Below are 17142 nucleotides of genomic sequence, written 5' to 3'. Positions count from 1 at the left end.
TGCCTAACGACTACATTTGTGTTGAATGCTTCGAGGGCCATGCGTTTTTCCAGAGGCGCTCATCATTGAAGCTCAAGCAACGGCACGGGCTGCCCGTTGACGTGAATCAAAATGGCTTTGGGTGCCTGTGCTAACATTCATGCTGTTGGGTGGCTGGTGGCGTCGTCGTTGTACGCTGCCTTGAGCCTATCCATTTGAAGTGAGTGTTGGAGACATGACGCTACCCGATAAATCTCGCACCGCTCTTGTGGCTGACATAGGCGGGACCAACGCGCGGTTCGCGATTGCGGACATCGATGAGCTCACAATCAAACATTTCGCCAGTTTCCAGTGCGACCTGTTCCCATCGCTCCAGGCCGCGGTCAAAGCCTACATGGATTGCATCCCGCATCGGCCCTCGATCGCTGGTTTTGCGATTGCCGGTCCCGTTGCGGAAGAGACCGTCCGCATGACAAATCTTCCATGGTCCTTCTCGCGCAAGGATCTGTGCTCGGCAAGCGGCGCCAAGTATGTTCATTTGGTCAATGATTTCGAGGCGCTCGCCCTGTCTCTGCCCTTTTTGGGCCCACACGACCTCCACAAGATCGGCGGAAGAGAGCCCGTGGATCGCGCGCCGAAGGTCGTGCTTGGACCTGGCACGGGTCTGGGCGTCGCGGGCCTTGTCCTGTCTCCGTCAGGATGGATCTCAATTGCCAGCGAAGGAGGCCACATTTCCTTTGCGGCCGAAGATGCGGATGAGCTCTTACTCATCAAGCGCATCGCAAAGAACGAAAAGCACGTGTCGGCAGAGCGTCTGATTTCGGGTCCAGGGCTCGTGCAGATCTACAAGGCGCTGGCCGAGACGCAGGAGGGGGCAGCGGTACTGGCCTCGGCACCTGAGATCGTGGAGCAGGCACTGCACGCCGAGAATCGTCTCGCCCTTGAGGCTCTCGGATATCTTGAGAGATGGCTCGGCCGTTTCGCCGGAGACATGGCCCTTGTCTACGGTGCCCGGGGCGGCGTCTATCTTGGCGGAGGCATCCCCGCGAGGGTTTTCGACCCTTCAGAAGCCACCGCTTTCCGTTTGGCATTTTTCCACAGGGAGTTTCAATACAAGGGGCGCCTGTCGTCATTTCTTGAACCGATCCCGATCTTTGTGATCAAGGCGCTGGATGCAGGATTGCGAGGCGCGGCAGTGGCGCTGTCTCAAGCCGAATTTCTGTCAGAAGGCAATAGCAGTGCTTCGGGCGGTAGGTCCGCGTCAGATCTTGTTCGACAGCCTGGCTAACAGGCCTCGACATCCGGCAGTTTTGTTCGGTGGTGGCAGCCCCTATTTTGACTATGCAGCCACGCTGAGGTCGAACACATCCTTTCGACGGCAAAGCTCAAAGCCGGGTCTCATAATTGCAGCCGCACCGGCTGCAACACCCAATCTGAGGGCGTCCTCAGGGGCCTTACCTTCCGAAAGTGCCCAGATCATCGCTGCTAGGAAGCTGTCTCCCGCGCCGACGGTAGAACGCGCGCGCACCTTGATCGCAGGTACGCGGAGTACACCTTGGGCGCTGGCAAGGAGTGCGCCGTCCGCCCCCATGGTAACGGCGACCAGCTCTGCCGCGCCACGGGCAACGATGTCGGACGCTGCTTGGCGGACACCCAGTTCATCCAGTTTGTGGCCGACGAACTGCTCCAACTCCCCAAGGCTCGGTTTCACCAGGAAGACACGAGAATGCATGAGTGTCGTCCCGAGACCGGTGCCAGAACTGTCGAGAACAAATCTTGCACCACGCGCTGCTGCCAACTTGGCCATTCGGCCGTAAATGTCGGAAGCTGTGTTTTTGGGGAGACTTCCGCTCGCGATAACGTACTGCCCTGCGTGAGATGAAATTATATCCAGACACGGCTTCAATTCTCCGGGGCGCACCGAAGGCCCTTCGGGAACAAAGCGATATTCGAGGCCCGTGCTGCGCTCGCGAACCATGAAGCTGATCCTGGTATCGCCCTTGATCGGCACAAGACGACCGAGGACTCCTTCCTTTTGCAACAGGCGAGCCAGTAGCGAGCCTGTCTCTCCTCCTGCAAGGAAGTAGGCTTCGGCTTCTCCTCCTAATGCCGTGATCACGCGGGCGACATTGATGCCACCACGATCAAATCTTGTGTCGGTGGTTCGCACCTTGCGAGTGGGATGCACAGTTTCCGTTTCGCTTGACATGTCGACCGCTGGGTTCAGCGTAATGGTCAGGATTTGTGTCACTTCGCCAGATCTTCCTCACCCAGCCACCGCCGCCTAATCACGTAAGTCGATGCGCTGAAGCAGGTTGCGCAACGGGTCGGTCGGCGCTTTGACGTGGCTCAAAGATATCGCACTCGGCTCAAATTCTTGATTGGGATCAAGGCTTATGCAGGTGAATTCCGCAGAGTGTCCCGATGCGTAGGGAGAGTGCGGTGAACGCAGGGTCTGCACTTGTAGATAGGCTTACGGCCCGATTTGACGAGGTCGGACGCGGCGATGTCGGCCATGTCGGAGGCAAGAATGCTTCGCTGGGCGAGATGGTGCAGGCCTTGGCACCAAAAGGCATCCGTGTACCGCCTGGTTTTGCGACGACGGCCAAGGCCTATCGGGACTTTGTGCACGCGAACCGCCTGGAAGAGCGGATCCAAGCACAGCTGGGCGAAATGATTGCTGGAAAGGCATCCCTTGCCGAGACGGGCAAGGCCATTCGGGAATTGTTTCTGCATGGCGACTGGCCCGAGGAAACCGCGACCGCGATCAAGATCGCCTATCGCGCGCTTTGCCGGAGCATTGGAAAAGCAGAGGTCGATGTCGCCGTGCGTTCGAGCGCGACCGCCGAGGATTTGCCCGTCGCGAGCTTCGCCGGTCAGCAGGAAACCTTCCTGAACATTCGTGGTGAGAATGCTCTGTTGGTGGCATGCCGCCGTTGCTACGCATCGCTCTTTACCGACCGAGCCATCAGCTATCGCCAGGCAAAAGGGTTCGATCACATGAGTGTCGCACTTTCAATTGGCGTGCAGCAGATGGTCCGTTCGGATCTTGGCGGATCGGGCGTCATGTTCTCGATCGACACGGAAACCGGCTTCAAGGATGTCGTCGTGATCGACGCCGCCTGGGGGCTGGGCGAAAATGTCGTACAAGGCGCCGTCGATCCCGACGAATACCAGGTCTTCAAACCTCTGCTCTCCGCACCCGCTCTTGTGCCCATCATCGGCAAGAAGTGCGGCGCCAAGGCGCAGAAGATGATCTACGCCGCCGGCGACAACCCAACCCGAAACGTTCCAACCTCGAAGATAGAGCGGACGGCTTTCGTGCTTGAAGATCATGAGATCCTGTTGCTCGCCAGGTGGGCAACTGCGATCGAGGCCCACTACCGCTGTCCCATGGACATGGAATGGGCAAAGGATGGGGAGACAGGCGATATCTTCATCGTCCAGGCTCGGCCAGAGACGGTCCAATCCCGTCGCGAAGCGGCAGCTTTCCGATCTTACACGATCACGCGAAAGGGGAGAAAGCTCATCGCAGGACTTGCGATCGGCGATGCGGTCGTCACGGGCCGCGTCTGCCTGATCGAAAATGCCCGCGACATCGCCAACTTCGTCGACGGTGCAATTCTCGTCACAGGAACCACCGACCCTGACTGGGTACCAATCATGAAGCGGGCGGCAGCGATCGTCACCGACCACGGCGGGCGCACCTCGCACGCTGCCATCGTCAGCCGCGAACTCGGCTTGCCAGCAATTGTCGGCACCGGCAACGCGACCGAATTGTTGCACGGTGAGCAGACCGTAACGGTGTCCTGCGCCGAAGGCGATCAGGGATTTGTCTATGAAGGGACGGCCGACTTCGACACCGAAATCGTCGACATGACCAACCTTCCACAAACGCACACCGAGATTATGCTCAATCTCGCGAACCCTGCCGCCGCGCTGCACTGGTGGCGTCTTCCAGCCGACGGGGTTGGTCTTGCCCGCATGGAGTTCGTGGTAAGCAACCATATCCGCATTCATCCGATGGCGCTTGTGCACTACGACCAGCTCAAGGACGAAGCTGCCAAGCGCGAAATCACGGAATTGACGGTCGGCTATGCGGACAAGACTGAGTATTTTGTCGACAGGTTGGCGCGAGGGCTGTCGCGCATCGCCGCGGCGCTCTACCCAAAGCCCGTCATTGTGCGCATGAGCGATTTCAAGACCAATGAATATGCCGGACTGATAGGGGGCGCCCAGTTCGAGCCAAAAGAGGAAAACCCGATGATCGGGTTCCGGGGCGCGTCCCGGTATTACTCCCCGCTTTACCGAGAGGGCTTCGCACTTGAGTGCCGAGCCATCCGCCGGCTGCGGAACGAAATGGGATTTCGAAACGTCATCGTGATGATTCCGTTTTGCCGTTCGACGCATGAGGCCGACCAGGTGCTCGAGGTCATGGCGGCGAACGGACTAAGGCGCGGCGAAGATGACCTGCAGGTTTTCGTCATGTGCGAAATCCCGTCCAACGTCATTCTAGCGGCGGAATTCGCAAAACGCTTCGACGGCTTCTCGATCGGATCGAATGATCTCACACAGCTTACTCTTGGGGTCGATCGTGACTCTGCCGAGCTCGCGAACCTCTTCGACGAACAGGATGCGGCGGTGAAATGGATGATCTCGAACGTCATCAATGCGGCCCGCAAGTCTGGCGCCAAGATCGGTCTCTGCGGGCAAGCGCCGAGCGATCATCCCGAATTCGCGACGTTCCTCGTCGACTGCGGCATCGACTCGATCTCGGTCAGTCCCGACAGCTTCATCGCGGTGAAGCGAAAGGTCGCCATGGCGGAAACCGCGACCAGAAAAAGTGAGGCAAGACAATGAGAGCCAGCGACATCATGACCATGGGGGCGACGACGGTCCGCCCCGACACCACGATCGAGCATGCGGCGCGCGTCATGCTTGAGCACCGCATCAGCGGCCTGCCGGTCGTAAACGCACAAGGAAAGCTGCTCGGCATCGTTACCGAACGCGACCTGTTGCGTCGGGAGGAGATCGGAACCGCGCGCCATCGCCCGCGATGGCTGGAGATCTGGCTGAATAGGAGTCAGCTGGCGCGAGAGTATGCTCAGGAGCATGGGCGTGAGGTCGAGCACGTCATGAGCCGCGACGTCGCAAGCGTTGGCCCGGATGCGCCGGTCAGCGAGATCGTCGACCTGATGGAAAAGCGTGCCATCAAGCGGCTGCCGGTCGTCAGCGATGGCAAAGTAATCGGCATCGTCAGCCGCTCCAACCTATTGTCGGCGCTGTCGCACCATGTCGGTGAAATCCCCTTATCGGTCGTCAGCGACTTGGAAATCCGCAAGCGCATTATGGAGGAAGTTGAAAACAAGGCCTGGATGCTTGACGTCGCGATCGACGTCGTCGTTCACGACGGTGTCGTCCATCTCAATGGTACGGTCGCGGATGAAAATGTGCGCGCCGCGATACGCGTCGCAGCCGAAAACACGTCGGGCGCCGTCCGCGTGGTCGACAATATCCGCGTTGTTACCCCCGCCGCGGACGATACGTGAGTGTTCCTTGGGGGTGCAATGAAATGGCTTGTAGACAGAATTGATCCGCATGCGAACGTTTGATTGGATCAAGTGACGAGCTTCGTGTTGATGATCGCCACCCAATATCTCGACAACGCTGCCGAGGATTTTCGTCGGCGCTCCCGCCGCAATATGGCTTTGGCCGCATTTAGGATTGGCTGGACATTGCATCCTCTTCGGTCTCGGTTTTTTGATTGCCCCCAAGAGTGGGAACGCGCCAGCGAACCACTCCAAGACCAGCGAGCGCCAGCGCTGTAAGACCTGCGCCCGTCAAAAAGGTCATTTGCGGTCCAAAGATTTCCCAAAGCATGCCTGCCAGCAGGCTCGCCGCCAGCAACGCGAAGCCACCCGCAAGGTTGAACATGCCGAAGGCAGTGCCCCTGAGTTCCGGCGGCGCAGTATCACTGACGAGCGTTGCCAGAAGCCCTTCCGTGAACCCCAGATGCAAACCCCAGAGGGCCACGCCGAGCGCAACACCGGGAAGGCTTCCGGCGCGCGCCAGCACAAGGTCTGCAGCAATGAGGATCGAGAAACCGACAATTATCATTGTCAGGCGATTGACGCGGTCTGAGAGCGCGCCCGCCGGATAGGCCGCGAGCGCGTAGATTACATTCATGACCACAAATATCAGTGGGATGAGAACGGTTGGCAAACCCATGCCTTGTGCGCGCACTAGGAGAAAGGCCTGACTGAACCTGGCCAAGGTGAACACGGTTGCGACACAGACAACAAGCCAGAAGGACGAACCCAGCCGTCGCAGCTCTGGCATGCTCAGGGGAGCCCGCACCTGACGCAAGTCTGCAGGTCGAACCGGCTCACGAACGGCAAGGGCAAGGACGCCAACCGCGAGTGCGCCGGGAAGAACGGCGACCCAGAACACGATCCGAAACTGATTGGAGGTCAGCCACATCAAGCCAATTGCCAGGAGCGGCCCGACAAATGCGCCTACCGTGTCGAGAGATTGACGAAGACCAAAACTCGCGCCTCGCAGGTCTGGCGGTGCGATATCGGCAATCAGAGCATCACGGGGGGCGTCTCGGATTCCTTTGCCGATCCGGTCGACAAAGCGTGCTGCCATAACCCATCCAACTGACGAAGCCAGCGGGAACACCGGCTTGGTGACGGCCGCCAGAGCGTAGCCGATGATGGCCAATAGCTTGCGTTTTCCCAGCCAATCAGACAGCGCACCGGAGAAGACTTTGGTAATGGCAGCCGTCGCTTCGGCAACGCCTTCTATCGTCCCGATCGCCACCATCGATGCCCCCATGACGGTCACGAGATAGATTGGCAGCAAAGCGTGGACCATCTCCGAGGAGACGTCCATCAGCAATGACACGAAACCTAGCGCCCAGATTTCCGAGGAGATGGTCCGAAGGCCTGTGCGAGCACTTTCTGAGGCCGTAGGGTGTTCCATCGCTCCCTTTCTCACCAACTCGATACTGGGACCGCCTCCGTGCCAACCTTGGGGACCGATTATCGCTTCCAGTTCGTCGCACCTGCCAACTTGCTCATTTCAAGGATCTGCTGACACGCGAGACTGATCCCGAACAGAGGCGGGTCATTGAAGGCCTGCTGGAACTGGAGCAACAAAAACTCAAAAATGGCGGAGCGTCAGGCCGCAAGCAATCGCCATCTTCAATCGCTGCGCTAAGGCCAAGAGCGCGCCGGTCAGGCGCGCTGAAGTTCTCTAGCCACGGCAATCACGCGGCCTTGACCGTGATCTTCTTCTCGGCCTTCTGGGCTTCGGCGGTCTTGGGCAGCTTCACCGTCAGCACGCCCTTGGTGAAGCTTGCATCGATCTTGTCGGCGTCGACCCCGTCAGGCAGCTGGAAGGAACGCTGGAAGGAGCCGTAGCGGCGCTCGGACAGATAATAGTCCTTGTCCTTCTCTTCCTTCTCTTCCTGCTTCTCGCCCTTGATCGTCAGCGTGTGGTTGGAGAGCTTGATCTCGACATTCTTCTCGTCGATGCCGGGCAGCTCGGCCGTGATCTCATACTGCTTTTCCTTCTCGACGAGGTCCATCGCCGGCGCCACCGGCCAGTCCGCGCTGCGCAACGACGGCAGGCTCACGACCGAAAAGGGAGCGGGTCGAGGGCAGCCGGAAGTCGAAAGCGTGGAAGTCGTCGAACAGCCGGTCGATTTCGCGACGCAGGCTTTCGAACGGTGCCGTCCAGTTGTCGGACCGGGCAGGGGCAGTGCCTTTCTCTGTCTTGACGGGGAGTTTGGTGGCAGCTTCAGCCATGGTTCTTCTCCTAGCATTTGGGGTTGAATGCGAGCCCGCCGTCTCGACCCTTTCGCCTCAGGTTTCCCTGGGAGCCGGTGAGAGAAGCGGGCCCGCTTGTCAGGGCTGTAAGAGGGAGCTACGCGCCCAACCACTTCCCGATCTCGGGTCGTTACCGCCCCGCGTGGCCACATCCAGCCTGACATGAGCTGCATCAAAGCAGTTGTGGAGTGGCCGCTCATTGATCGGGATCAATGGCGCGAGAAAAAGCCGCTCGCCGGAACTCGAATTGAGAGGCGCGACCATCAAAGGATAGCGCGGTGATTTGAAACGCCATCCCTCGGCACCGCACGGCAGTCCGATGATCAAAGGTGCTGGCGCTCAAGTTCGGCGCAGGAATAGCTGAGTGCGGACAAATCCATCGGTGAGATGGTTTGCGAGCAATGGCGTCGAACGAAAGCTCGGAAATCAGCGACTACAGTTCTTCAAGAACCGGGTCGTCGGCATGATCCTCCAGGATCGCGGCGGACCGATCGTCGGAAGGCTTAGAGGCGGGTTGGGTTCGGTGACCTGGCATCGAATATTGCGCCATTTCGTGCTGTGACAAAAGGGAATGGAGCCGTGACTGTATTGACGCCGGTGATTTGCAACCGAGCCCGATCAGTCCCAGATACCAGCCTCGCTTGCGGCATCACTGCGAATGGCGTTCCAGCACATTGATGCGGTCCTCGGTTATCCTGCCGTCTACGACCTGGATGATCCGGTCGCAGCGGCCGGCGAGATCATGGTTGTGCGTGACGATCAGGAAGGTCGTGCCGCGCTCCCTGTTGAAGCGCCGCATCAATTCGAAAACCGCATCGGCTGAGGCCGTGTCGAGATTGCCGGTCGGTTCATCGGCGAGCACCAGCAACGGATCCATGGCCAAGGCACGGGCTATGGCTACGCGCTGCTGCTGACCGCCCGACATGTTCAGCGCCCGATTGTTGCGCCATCTGCCGAGGTCGACCCAGTCCAGGAGCTCGTCGGCGCGCCGTTCCATAGCGGCGTCCGGTCGGCCACGATCCAGCAGCATCGGCATCATGACATTCTCGCGAGCGGTGAAAGCAGAGATCAGGTAATGGTACTGGAACACGAAACCGATCGTGTGGCCGCGCAGGCTGGTCAAGGCGGCTTCCGACAATTCAGTCGTGTCCTCGCCATGGATCGATAGACGCCCGGAGGTCGGGCGATCGAGCAGGCCAATGATATTGAGCAGCGTGCTCTTGCCTGATCCGGATGGCCCCATCAGGGCGACAAATTCGCGCGGGTGGATGGTGACGTCTATGCCGTGCAGCACTTCGGTCTCGACCGGGGTGCCGACATTGTAGGATTTGCGAATGCCTTCGAGAGCGAGCAGATCAGCCATGGATGGCATCCACCGGATCGAGGCTTGCGGCGCGCAGCGCCGGCACGATGCCGGCTATCACCCCGGTAATGGTGGCAAGGGCCGCCGAAGATACGAACAGGCTCGGTTGGATATAGAGGGGGAACAGTTCGGAGCCATCGGCCTGTCGTGCGTAGCGGTGCCAAACCATCAGAGCGCCGGCGCCGACAAGCGCTCCGGCCAATGAGCCGACAAAACCGAGCACGCCGCCCTGGATCAGGAAGACCCTCAGGATTTGTCCGCGCGCGCAACCCATGGCGCGCAATATGCCGATGTCCTTGGAACGCTGAAGCACGGACACCACCAGGACGGCCGCAATGCCGAACGCCACGGACAGGCCGACAAAGATGCGGATCAGGGCACTGGAGAGGTTTTGGGCCCGGATCGCAGTGAATATCTGGGCGTTGGTCTTGATCCAGCTGTCGGCCTCCACCGGTAGCGTCGCCTGAATGTCCTGAGCAATGGTTTCCGCCGCATAGACGTCGGTGACAGTGAGGTCGATCGTCGTCACGCCGCCGAGCAGCCCGAGCAGGCTCTGAGCCGTCCGCAGCGCGACATAGGCGTTGCGCGCGTTCGCGCCCTTGTTGCCGAGATCGAATATTCCCTTGATTGTCAGTGTGCGGCTGCCGCCAATGGCGGTCGTTACGTTGATCTTGTCGCCGATCGTCGCGCCGATATCCTTGGCGAGTTCGAGGCCGACGAGGATGTCGTCGGAGCCAAGCTCTGAATTGCCGGCGACGATGTAGTTCGGCACACGAACGATGCGGAAATAGTCGTCGGCCTGCATTCCAAAGATGCCGATGCTGCGGCTGGCATCGCCGCGTACGGCAAGTGCTGAACCGGATACGGTCGGCGTTGCGATCACCACATCCGGCCGGGCGCGCATCGCGGCGAGGATCGTCTGCCACTGATCGATGGAAAGGATGCGCTGCGTCGGCTGCTGGACGATCGCGGCCTCGATCACCCCATCATGCCATCTCAGTGGTCGGGCGACTTCCTGTGGCGCCAGGAGCTGGATCTGCGGCTGAGAAGTGAGCACGCGATTGGTGAAGTTGGTCTGCACGCTGGTCAGCATCGCCGACATGAACACGATGACACCGACGCCGATGGCGATGCCGCTGAGGATGAATCCCGACTGCATGCGGCCTTCGGCGAGAAACCGCAGTGCTGCGATCCAGGCAAATGTCAGCCAGGGTTTCATGACGCCACCGGCCTGATGCGCTGGCCGGCCCTGACGCCGGCGGCGATCGGAACGACCAGATCATCCTGCGCAAGTCCTTCAAGGACCTCTATCTGGTCGCTCGTGCGCAGGCCGAGCCTGACCGCCTGCTCGCGTGGGCGGCCGTTGCGAACGACGAGAACCCAAGGCGAAGCGGATGTCGGGTCATGCACCGCGCGCGCCGGAACGACCAGCGTCGAGGCGCGCTTGTCGATTTCTATGTCCACGGAGACGGTCATGTCCTGGCGCAGATAGGGCGGCGGAGCTGTTGCGGTGAGCTTCACCTCCACCGACGCGCGCGTGATGTCGATGGACGGGTTGATGTACGACACCTTGGCGTCGAAGCGATGGTCTGGATAGGCGTCGGCTGAGACCAGTGCGTCCTGACCTACCCGAAGGAGACCGAGGTTCTTCTCGTCGATCTGCAACACCAACTGGACATCGCCGGCGGGCGCCAGCACGAGGAGGGCGTTTCCGGGCTGAACAATGGCGCCACGCTCGACATTGCGGGTGATGAGTGTGCCGTCTCGCGGCGCGGCGATGGTCGCATAGCCAAGGCGCGCTTGCGAAGTCGCGACATTGGCCTGTGCCTGATTGAGCTGGGTCAGCGCCATCACGTAGTCGCTGCCCCCGGGCTGTGCGGTGTAGACGGAGAGCTCGGCCGTGCGGACCTGGGTGCGCGCGACATCAAGATCCCTGGTGGCGGTGTCGAGCGTCTCGCGGGTGCCGAAACCCGCCTTGGAGAGCTGTTCGGCCCTTTGGTAGGCCGCCTGGGCATTGACCAGCGTCGCCTCGGCCTGCTTGAGCGCCTGCTGCGCGGCCGGCAGCGTGAACTCCCGCAGCTGCCGCATCCGCGCCTCCGCCTGCGCGGCGGCGCCTTGCGCCTGGACGACCGCGGATTTCAGTTCGCTGGACTCCAGGACAATGAGCGGCTGGCCCCGTTTGACGATCTGGCCCTCGTCGACCAGCACCTCCGCGACCGTGCCGGTGTACTGCGTTCCGATATTCACGCGATAGGGCGTCTCGACGTGGCCGCTCGCCACGACGGTCCTTGTGAGATCGCCGCGGATCACGCGATAGACGACGACTTCCGGGCCGACAAGCCAGCGCGCCAGCGCCAGGGCAAGAGCGACCGCCAGCAAGGCCAGCCCGCCAAGCAGCCATTTGTGCAGCCAGACAAAATGCCTGGCCGCCGACATGCGCAGCCTGTGGGATATGTCGGGATGCAAATCTGTGTTGGTCTGCAGCATGGCGGCCTCGAGGGGTGAAATCGCCCAAGTGATTATGGCGGCACGCGCCTGCCACCTTGTGCCAGATCAATTCTGACCTTCGGCTTGCCAGTTTCCGATCGCGCGGCCGATCTCGGTTGGCAGTATCGCCTTAAGCTGGCGGGTCGACCACGATCCCGGACAGTGGCTCGACCCAGTACAGGTGGTCGGTCACGGCCTTTACGCCGGCGACGTTTTCTGCCGCGACAAGCGCGGCCTGGCGCTCGCGCTCGTCGAGGATCGCGCCATTCAGTTCGGCAATCCCCTTGTCGACCCTGACATGGATCATGCCTGTTCCAGCCCATGGCTGGGCGGCAAGTTCCGCAACGATCTTCTGACGGATCTGTTCGTCGGTTGCCAACGTCGAGCCGCCCTTTGGAAGAGAGCGAAGCAATGCGCGCAGAAGATCGGAACGTGTGACGATGCCGACAACTTTTCCGCCCTCGACCACCGGAATGCGTTTGACCTGGTGGCGCGTCATGAGTTCGACGACGTCCTCCAATGCGCTTTCAGGGGATGTCGTGACGACGTTCTCGGACATTACCTCGTCGACCCGACGGCCGTTGGCATGGACATACTCCTCGGCGACACGTCCTGGGCTGACGAGAAACTCCAGCCAGCGCGGGCGCTTGCGTTTCGTGCCCAGCTCGCCGCGGCGCAGAAAATCGCCTTCACTGACAATCCCGACCAGCATGCCATCGCTGCGGATGACGGGAAGGCCGCTGATCTTGCGCGACAGCATCAGCCCGGCCGCGTCGGCAATCGACGCCGACGGTTCGACGCCAATGACTGGGGAGGTCATTATCGATAAGGCTTGCATGTTCGTCTCCTTCGAAATTTACCCTTGTTCGGCTTGCCGCCGTGGGACCACGACAGCATGGAACAGCTGGGCTCTTCTTATTCCCTGGGCAGGCGGGCGCTTTGACCGGCGTCAAGGCAGGATCTCGACCGAGGTTGCAGTTTTCGAACCCAATCCTGCAAAATCTGGTTCGAGCGTCGAACGATGGACATCAAGCATAAATTCAACATCGGCTACGTCGTGGCCGCTCTTCTGCTGATCGGCTTGCTTCAATCCTGGCTCGCGTATCGCGATACCGCTCAGCTTTCCTACAGTGACGTCATCCGCCTCGCGCAGGAGGGCAAGGTTGCGTCCGTCACGCTCACCGAGACCATGATCGAAGGTGCGTTCAAGGAGCCGGAGGATGGCAAGACCACATTCCTTGCCAATCGCGTCGACCCTGCGGCAGCCACGGTTTTTGAGAAGGCCGGCGCCAAGGTCAGCGGCGCTTCCGACAGCAACTGGCTGACGACAATTCTCTCCTGGATTCTGCCAGCGCTGATCTTCGTCGGCATCTGGATGTTCTTTTTCCGCAGCTTCGCCGACAGGCAAGGCATGGGCGGCCTGATCAACATCGGCAAGTCGAAGGCGAAGGTCTATCTGGAGCGCAAGACCGGAGTGACTTTTGAAGACGTGGCGGGCGTCGATGAAGCCAAGGCCGAACTGCAGGAAATCGTTTCCTTCCTCAAGGACAAAGACAAGTACGGTCGCCTTGGCGCGCGTATCCCCAAGGGCATCCTGCTGGTCGGGCCGCCCGGAACCGGCAAGACACTGATGGCGCGCGCGGTCGCAGGCGAGGCGGGGGTGCCCTTCTTTTCCATCTCAGGCTCGGAATTCGTCGAGATGTTCGTCGGCGTGGGGGCAGCGCGGGTGCGGGACCTGTTCGAGCAGGCCCGGCAAGCTGCGCCCTGCATCATTTTCATCGACGAACTTGACGCGTTGGGACGTGCCCGCAGCCCGTTCGCGGGTTACGGCGGCGGTGACGAGAAAGAGCAGACATTGAACCAACTGCTGTCGGAACTCGACGGTTTCGATCCGCGTGTCGGTATCGTGCTGCTGGCCGCCACCAATCGGCCCGAAATCCTGGACCCGGCCTTGCTGCGGGCAGGGCGCTTCGACCGGCAGGTCGTTCTGGACCGGCCTGACCGCAAAGGTCGGGAGGCGATCGTCAAGGTCCACATCCAGAAAGTCTCAATCGCTCCTGGCGTCAGCGCGGACGAGATTGCCGCGATAACGCCCGGTTTCACCGGGGCCGACCTTGCCAATCTGGTCAACGAGGCGGCCATCGTCGCCACGCGACGCGGCGCCGACAAGGTGACGATGGATGACTTCACCAATGCGGTCGAGCGCATCGTCGCAGGGTCGGAACGCAAAAGCCGATTGCTGAAACCGCAGGAGCGTGAGCGTGTCGCCTTTCACGAAATGGGGCACGCCCTGGTGGCGGTCGCGAAGAGGAGCGCCGATCCGGTGCACAAGGTATCCATCATCCCGCGCTCGATCGGCGCTCTCGGCTACACCATGCAGCGTCCGACCGAGGATCGGTTCCTGATCACGGTCAGTGAACTGAAGGACCGCATGGTCGTCCTCATGGGCGGCCGCGCGGCGGAGGAAGTCATATTCGGCGAAGTTTCGACCGGGGCGGCCGACGACCTCGCGAAGGTCACGGACATCGCCCGTCAATGTGTCACCCGTTTCGGCATGGACCCGACGGTAGGGCAGGCAGTCCTCGAAGAGCAGCGTCTGCAATGGCTTGGCGACGGCCCTGGCCTGCCGAACAAAAAGGACTATTCGGAGGCCACGGCGCGTGAGGTCGATCTGGCAGTCCGCGGTATGATCGATGAGGCCTTTGCCAATGCCAGGGATTTGCTTCGCGAAAGGATCACCGACCTGCGCGCTGGCGCGAGGCTGCTGCTCGAGAAAGAAACGCTGACGCCTGACGACTTCGCTCCGCTGCGGCGAACCGAGATGCTGGCCCCGGCGGCGTGAAGGCGATGCAGGCGGAGATCCTGGTCCGCATTGAACAAACGAGGAGAGTGTCATGAAACACAAGCTTCAGCAGAAGATGATCGACATCCTGGCGCGTTGCATGGACATGACGATCGCAACGAACCGCTCCGATGGCTCGCCCCAGGCGACGGTGGTCTCGTTCGTCCATGATGGTTTGCTGCTCTATTTCGGCTGCGGCGCCGGCTCGCAGAAAGCAGGGAATATTTCTCGCGATCCGCGCGTTTCGGTCGCCATGACCGCACCCTACGACAACTGGCTGGAGATCAAGGGGCTGTCGATGGCGGCGACCGCCACCGAGGTCGTCTTGCCTGCCGAGCTCACAGAAATAGGACGCCTGATGGTGCAGCGCTTCCCGCAGATTTCGACCATCCAGCCCTCTGAGGCCGCACCCGCGAAGCTCTTCAGAGTACGGCCCACGATCGTCTCCTTGCTCGACTATTCTCTGGGTTTTGGTCATGCCGATCTCGTCAAAGTCGAGGCTGAAGACATCGCCGAAACCCTGGACAGCATGCAACACCATTGGCTTGCGGGCACTTCCGCAACCTCGTGACGACCGCGCCAATCGTCCGACCACCTGACTATCTGACCCGGCATTGAGCAGGATCAATGAGCAGGAGCGCCAAGGGTGCTTTGTTGTCGCCGCGGGCGACAAGTCCGCTTCAACAAACAGGAGACAGACCAATGACGGATCTAACATTGCGTCAGAACATTCTCGATGAGTTGGAATTTGAGCCGAGCATCGACGCCGCCCACATCGGCGTCGCCGTGGAAGATGGCATCGTCACCCTCACCGGACATGTTTCTTCCTACTGGGAAAAGACCACTGCCGAAAATGTGGTCAAGCGGCTCAAGGGCGTGAAGGGTATCGCCGAGGAAATCGAAGTCCGGCTGATTGGACAGAAGGGGACCGCGGACGACGAGATCGCCAGGCGTGCGGTCAATGCCGTGACCTGGAATGTCTCCATCCCGAGGGACAAGGTGCAGGTCAAGGTCCAGGACGGCTGGATCACGCTGACCGGGAAAGTTGAATGGCAATACCAGAAGAACGCGGCGGCCGAGGCCGTGCGCGGGCTGGCCGGCGTTGTCGGCGTTGCCAATCAGATCGAAATCACCCCACGTGCCTCGGTACCCGACGTCAAGAAGCGCATCGAGGATGCGCTGAAGCGCGATGCGGAAATCGAAGCCCAGGCGATCCGCGTCAACGTGCGGGATGGCAGGGTGACGCTTGAAGGCAAGGTCAAGGCATGGTCCGAGCGCCAGGCAGCGGAACGCGCCGCTTGGTCGACGCCGGGCGTCCGGATGGTGGAAGACCGGATTGCGATCGTCTGATGGCTCGACCTGGTTGACGCGGCGGCTCAAGCGGCCGTCGCGCCGATAGTCCGAGGCACGCGCCACCGCGAAGTGCATCTGGCGGTGAGGATCGCGGCCAATGATGGCGAGCAACGCCTTCATTCTATGTCAAGGAGTAACAACATGATTATGACGACTGGCACGCTGGTCGCGGTAACCGAGGGCGAGAAGTTGCGCCTGTTTCGCAACAAGGGCCACGAACCCCAGATCGATCTGGTTGAATTGGGCGAGCCGACGCTCAAAACGGCCAACACCGGGTCGGGCGGTCGCCACCGCAGTTCCACCGCCAATCCGGACGACTCTCGCCTGCGGGAAGACGATTTTGCCGCTGCCGTTGCCGAGTATCTCAATCGGGGGGCGCTGACGGAAGCGTTCGAGCATGTGGTGGTGGTTGCCGATCCGCGCACGCTCGGCGAACTGCGCAAGCATGTCGAGCCTTCGCTTAAAGCGAAACTGGCGGGTGAACTCGGCAAGGATCTCGTGAAGCACTCAGTCGAAGCCATCGAAAATACGTTGGCGGCGGCTTGAGTAGTCCGCACACCCCATAACCAGGCTGCTATCGACGACCGTCGCTGGTGTGGCGGGATGTTGGCTTCACGCACCTATGACTGGCAAGGGATCGCTGGCGGCAGTGTTTTTCGCCAGTGGCGTCCGCCGCAAATCCCCAGCCAAGAATCTCGGGATCCCTGCACAACCGATAGCTGTCAGCCATTGCCGCTAAACGAGCGAGAAGTCCGAGCCCAGGAAGACGAGAAATTGCCCTGTGATCAAAGGAATTCGCAGCACCGGACCGTCGTCGCTGCTGTCCTGAATCGGTGATCCCGTGACACAAGGGTGTACCTTCAGGATCGCTTTCCAGATCGTCGGAAAATCCGCCCCTTTGCTCTTCTCAGCGTTGCACGCGTTGAGAAGCCCCGTAACGCTGTCCGTCATTGAAACCACATTGCCTAAGTGCTTGATCCCAAATCCTATGAATGAATGCAGCTGGGACTGTCTTGATCTCGATCAATTTGCCCGGTTTGCTCGGATAGGCACCCAATCCCTGCCTTCCTTGCGATAATGGCGTTTCACGGCAGCCCAGGCGACGCGATAGGCTGTTTCCTCACGCTTTTCGCCTTGGTCGGCATATTCGTCGCAGGCGCTGTTGAAGGCGGCGCGAAAGATCTCCTGGGCATGCGGGGGCAGGTGGGTCCTGATGGGCGGTGGAAGATCTTCCTCGGTCGCATAAGGCATTGCGGTCCTCACTTCCAGGCCCAACCGACGCCTAC

15 protein-coding genes and 1 pseudogene are annotated in these 17142 nt (G+C 60.6%); 7 read left to right on the top strand and 9 right to left on the bottom strand.

Annotation, left to right across the window (positions count from 1 at the left end; translation table 11 throughout):
- Positions 1-214: 214 nt before the first annotated feature.
- Positions 215-1267: a glucokinase gene (gene glk / locus ACVILI_RS21175; RefSeq protein ID WP_457102590.1), complete on the top strand. Its 1053-nt coding sequence runs from the start codon at positions 215-217 to the stop codon at positions 1265-1267.
- 51 nt (positions 1268-1318) lie between these two features.
- Here the strand turns inward: glk and ACVILI_RS21170 are convergent, their stop codons facing one another.
- The gene (locus ACVILI_RS21170; RefSeq protein ID WP_457102589.1) at positions 1319-2230 is read right to left on the bottom strand and encodes a 1-phosphofructokinase family hexose kinase; all 912 of its coding nucleotides are present in this window, start codon (positions 2228-2230) and stop codon (positions 1319-1321) included.
- Positions 2231-2421: 191 nt separating this feature from the next.
- Between ACVILI_RS21170 and ppsA the strand changes: the two genes are divergently transcribed.
- Positions 2422-4839: a phosphoenolpyruvate synthase gene (ppsA, locus tag ACVILI_RS21165; protein WP_245306989.1), complete on the top strand. Its 2418-nt coding sequence runs from the start codon at positions 2422-2424 to the stop codon at positions 4837-4839.
- On the top strand, positions 4836-5528 hold the full coding sequence (locus ACVILI_RS21160) for a CBS domain-containing protein (RefSeq protein WP_038647141.1): 693 nt from the start codon (positions 4836-4838) through the stop codon (positions 5526-5528). The genes ppsA and ACVILI_RS21160 overlap by 4 nt, the downstream gene beginning before the upstream one ends.
- Positions 5529-5697: 169 nt before the next feature.
- On the opposite strand, the gene ACVILI_RS21155 is transcribed toward ACVILI_RS21160, so the two are convergent.
- From ACVILI_RS21155 to ACVILI_RS21130, 6 genes and pseudogenes are all read right to left on the bottom strand, one after another.
- Positions 5698-6963, bottom strand: a complete 1266-nt coding sequence (locus tag ACVILI_RS21155; protein WP_051726809.1) for an MFS transporter — start codon at positions 6961-6963, stop codon at positions 5698-5700.
- A gap of 286 nt (positions 6964-7249) precedes the next feature.
- Positions 7250-7790: pseudogene (locus ACVILI_RS21150) on the bottom strand (Hsp20/alpha crystallin family protein).
- 670 nt (positions 7791-8460) lie between these two features.
- On the bottom strand, positions 8461-9174 hold the full coding sequence (locus tag ACVILI_RS21145; protein WP_038647137.1) for an ABC transporter ATP-binding protein: 714 nt from the start codon (positions 9172-9174) through the stop codon (positions 8461-8463).
- Positions 9167-10393: an FtsX-like permease family protein gene (locus tag ACVILI_RS21140; RefSeq protein WP_038647135.1), complete on the bottom strand. Its 1227-nt coding sequence runs from the start codon at positions 10391-10393 to the stop codon at positions 9167-9169. The genes ACVILI_RS21145 and ACVILI_RS21140 overlap by 8 nt, the downstream gene beginning before the upstream one ends.
- Positions 10390-11610 (bottom strand): efflux RND transporter periplasmic adaptor subunit, encoded by a 1221-nt coding sequence (locus tag ACVILI_RS21135; protein ID WP_141700979.1) that lies wholly within the window; start codon positions 11608-11610, stop codon positions 10390-10392. The genes ACVILI_RS21140 and ACVILI_RS21135 overlap by 4 nt, the downstream gene beginning before the upstream one ends.
- 181 nt (positions 11611-11791) lie before the next feature.
- Positions 11792-12499, bottom strand: coding sequence for a CBS domain-containing protein (locus ACVILI_RS21130; protein ID WP_038647131.1), 708 nt, complete (start codon positions 12497-12499; stop codon positions 11792-11794).
- A 183-nt stretch (positions 12500-12682) separates the two neighbouring features.
- Between ACVILI_RS21130 and ftsH the strand changes: the two genes are divergently transcribed.
- The 4 genes from ftsH to ACVILI_RS21110 all read left to right on the top strand — a co-directional run bounded on the left by ftsH (position 12683) and on the right by ACVILI_RS21110 (position 16402).
- Entirely contained in the window at positions 12683-14503 is a 1821-nt protein-coding gene (gene ftsH, locus ACVILI_RS21125; protein ID WP_457102588.1) for an ATP-dependent zinc metalloprotease FtsH, read from the top strand.
- Between the two features lie 52 nt (positions 14504-14555).
- Positions 14556-15074 (top strand): pyridoxamine 5'-phosphate oxidase family protein, encoded by a 519-nt coding sequence (locus tag ACVILI_RS21120; RefSeq protein ID WP_051726808.1) that lies wholly within the window; start codon positions 14556-14558, stop codon positions 15072-15074.
- 131 nt (positions 15075-15205) lie between these two features.
- Entirely contained in the window at positions 15206-15853 is a 648-nt protein-coding gene (locus tag ACVILI_RS21115) for a BON domain-containing protein (RefSeq protein ID WP_240565018.1), read from the top strand.
- Between the two features lie 150 nt (positions 15854-16003).
- A complete protein-coding gene (locus ACVILI_RS21110) occupies positions 16004-16402 on the top strand; it encodes a baeRF12 domain-containing protein (protein WP_338100926.1) in 399 nt (132 codons plus the stop codon).
- Positions 16403-16591: 189 nt separating this feature from the next.
- Here ACVILI_RS21110 and ACVILI_RS21105 read toward each other — a convergent pair whose 3' ends face one another.
- A complete protein-coding gene (locus ACVILI_RS21105) occupies positions 16592-16807 on the bottom strand; it encodes a hypothetical protein (RefSeq protein ID WP_038647125.1) in 216 nt (71 codons plus the stop codon).
- A 72-nt stretch (positions 16808-16879) separates the two neighbouring features.
- Positions 16880-17107: a ChaB family protein gene (locus ACVILI_RS21100; protein ID WP_038647123.1), complete on the bottom strand. Its 228-nt coding sequence runs from the start codon at positions 17105-17107 to the stop codon at positions 16880-16882.
- Positions 17108-17142 lie beyond the last annotated feature (35 nt).

This window comes from Mesorhizobium sp. USDA 4775 (genome assembly GCF_054062655.1).
This window is presented reverse-complemented; position numbering and strand designations above follow the sequence as displayed.

Bases quoted from the DNA above. Each gene is read 5' to 3' on its own strand.
- glk (WP_457102590.1), top strand. From the start codon at position 215: ATGACGCTACCCGATAAATCTCGCACCGCTCTTGTGGCTGACATAGGC.
- ACVILI_RS21105 (WP_038647125.1), bottom strand. From the start codon at position 16,807: ATGACGGACAGCGTTACGGGGCTTCTCAACGCGTGCAACGCTGAGAAG.
- ACVILI_RS21140 (WP_038647135.1), bottom strand. From the start codon at position 10,393: ATGAAACCCTGGCTGACATTTGCCTGGATCGCAGCACTGCGGTTTCTC.
- ACVILI_RS21145 (WP_038647137.1), bottom strand. From the start codon at position 9,174: ATGGCTGATCTGCTCGCTCTCGAAGGCATTCGCAAATCCTACAATGTC.
- ACVILI_RS21160 (WP_038647141.1), top strand. From the start codon at position 4,836: ATGAGAGCCAGCGACATCATGACCATGGGGGCGACGACGGTCCGCCCC.
- ACVILI_RS21110 (WP_338100926.1), top strand. From the start codon at position 16,004: ATGACGACTGGCACGCTGGTCGCGGTAACCGAGGGCGAGAAGTTGCGC.
- ftsH (WP_457102588.1), top strand. From the start codon at position 12,683: ATGGACATCAAGCATAAATTCAACATCGGCTACGTCGTGGCCGCTCTT.
- ACVILI_RS21120 (WP_051726808.1), top strand. From the start codon at position 14,556: ATGAAACACAAGCTTCAGCAGAAGATGATCGACATCCTGGCGCGTTGC.
- ACVILI_RS21115 (WP_240565018.1), top strand. From the start codon at position 15,206: ATGACGGATCTAACATTGCGTCAGAACATTCTCGATGAGTTGGAATTT.
- ACVILI_RS21135 (WP_141700979.1), bottom strand. From the start codon at position 11,610: ATGTCGGCGGCCAGGCATTTTGTCTGGCTGCACAAATGGCTGCTTGGC.
- ACVILI_RS21100 (WP_038647123.1), bottom strand. From the start codon at position 17,107: ATGCCTTATGCGACCGAGGAAGATCTTCCACCGCCCATCAGGACCCAC.
- ACVILI_RS21130 (WP_038647131.1), bottom strand. From the start codon at position 12,499: ATGCAAGCCTTATCGATAATGACCTCCCCAGTCATTGGCGTCGAACCG.
- ACVILI_RS21155 (WP_051726809.1), bottom strand. From the start codon at position 6,963: ATGGAACACCCTACGGCCTCAGAAAGTGCTCGCACAGGCCTTCGGACC.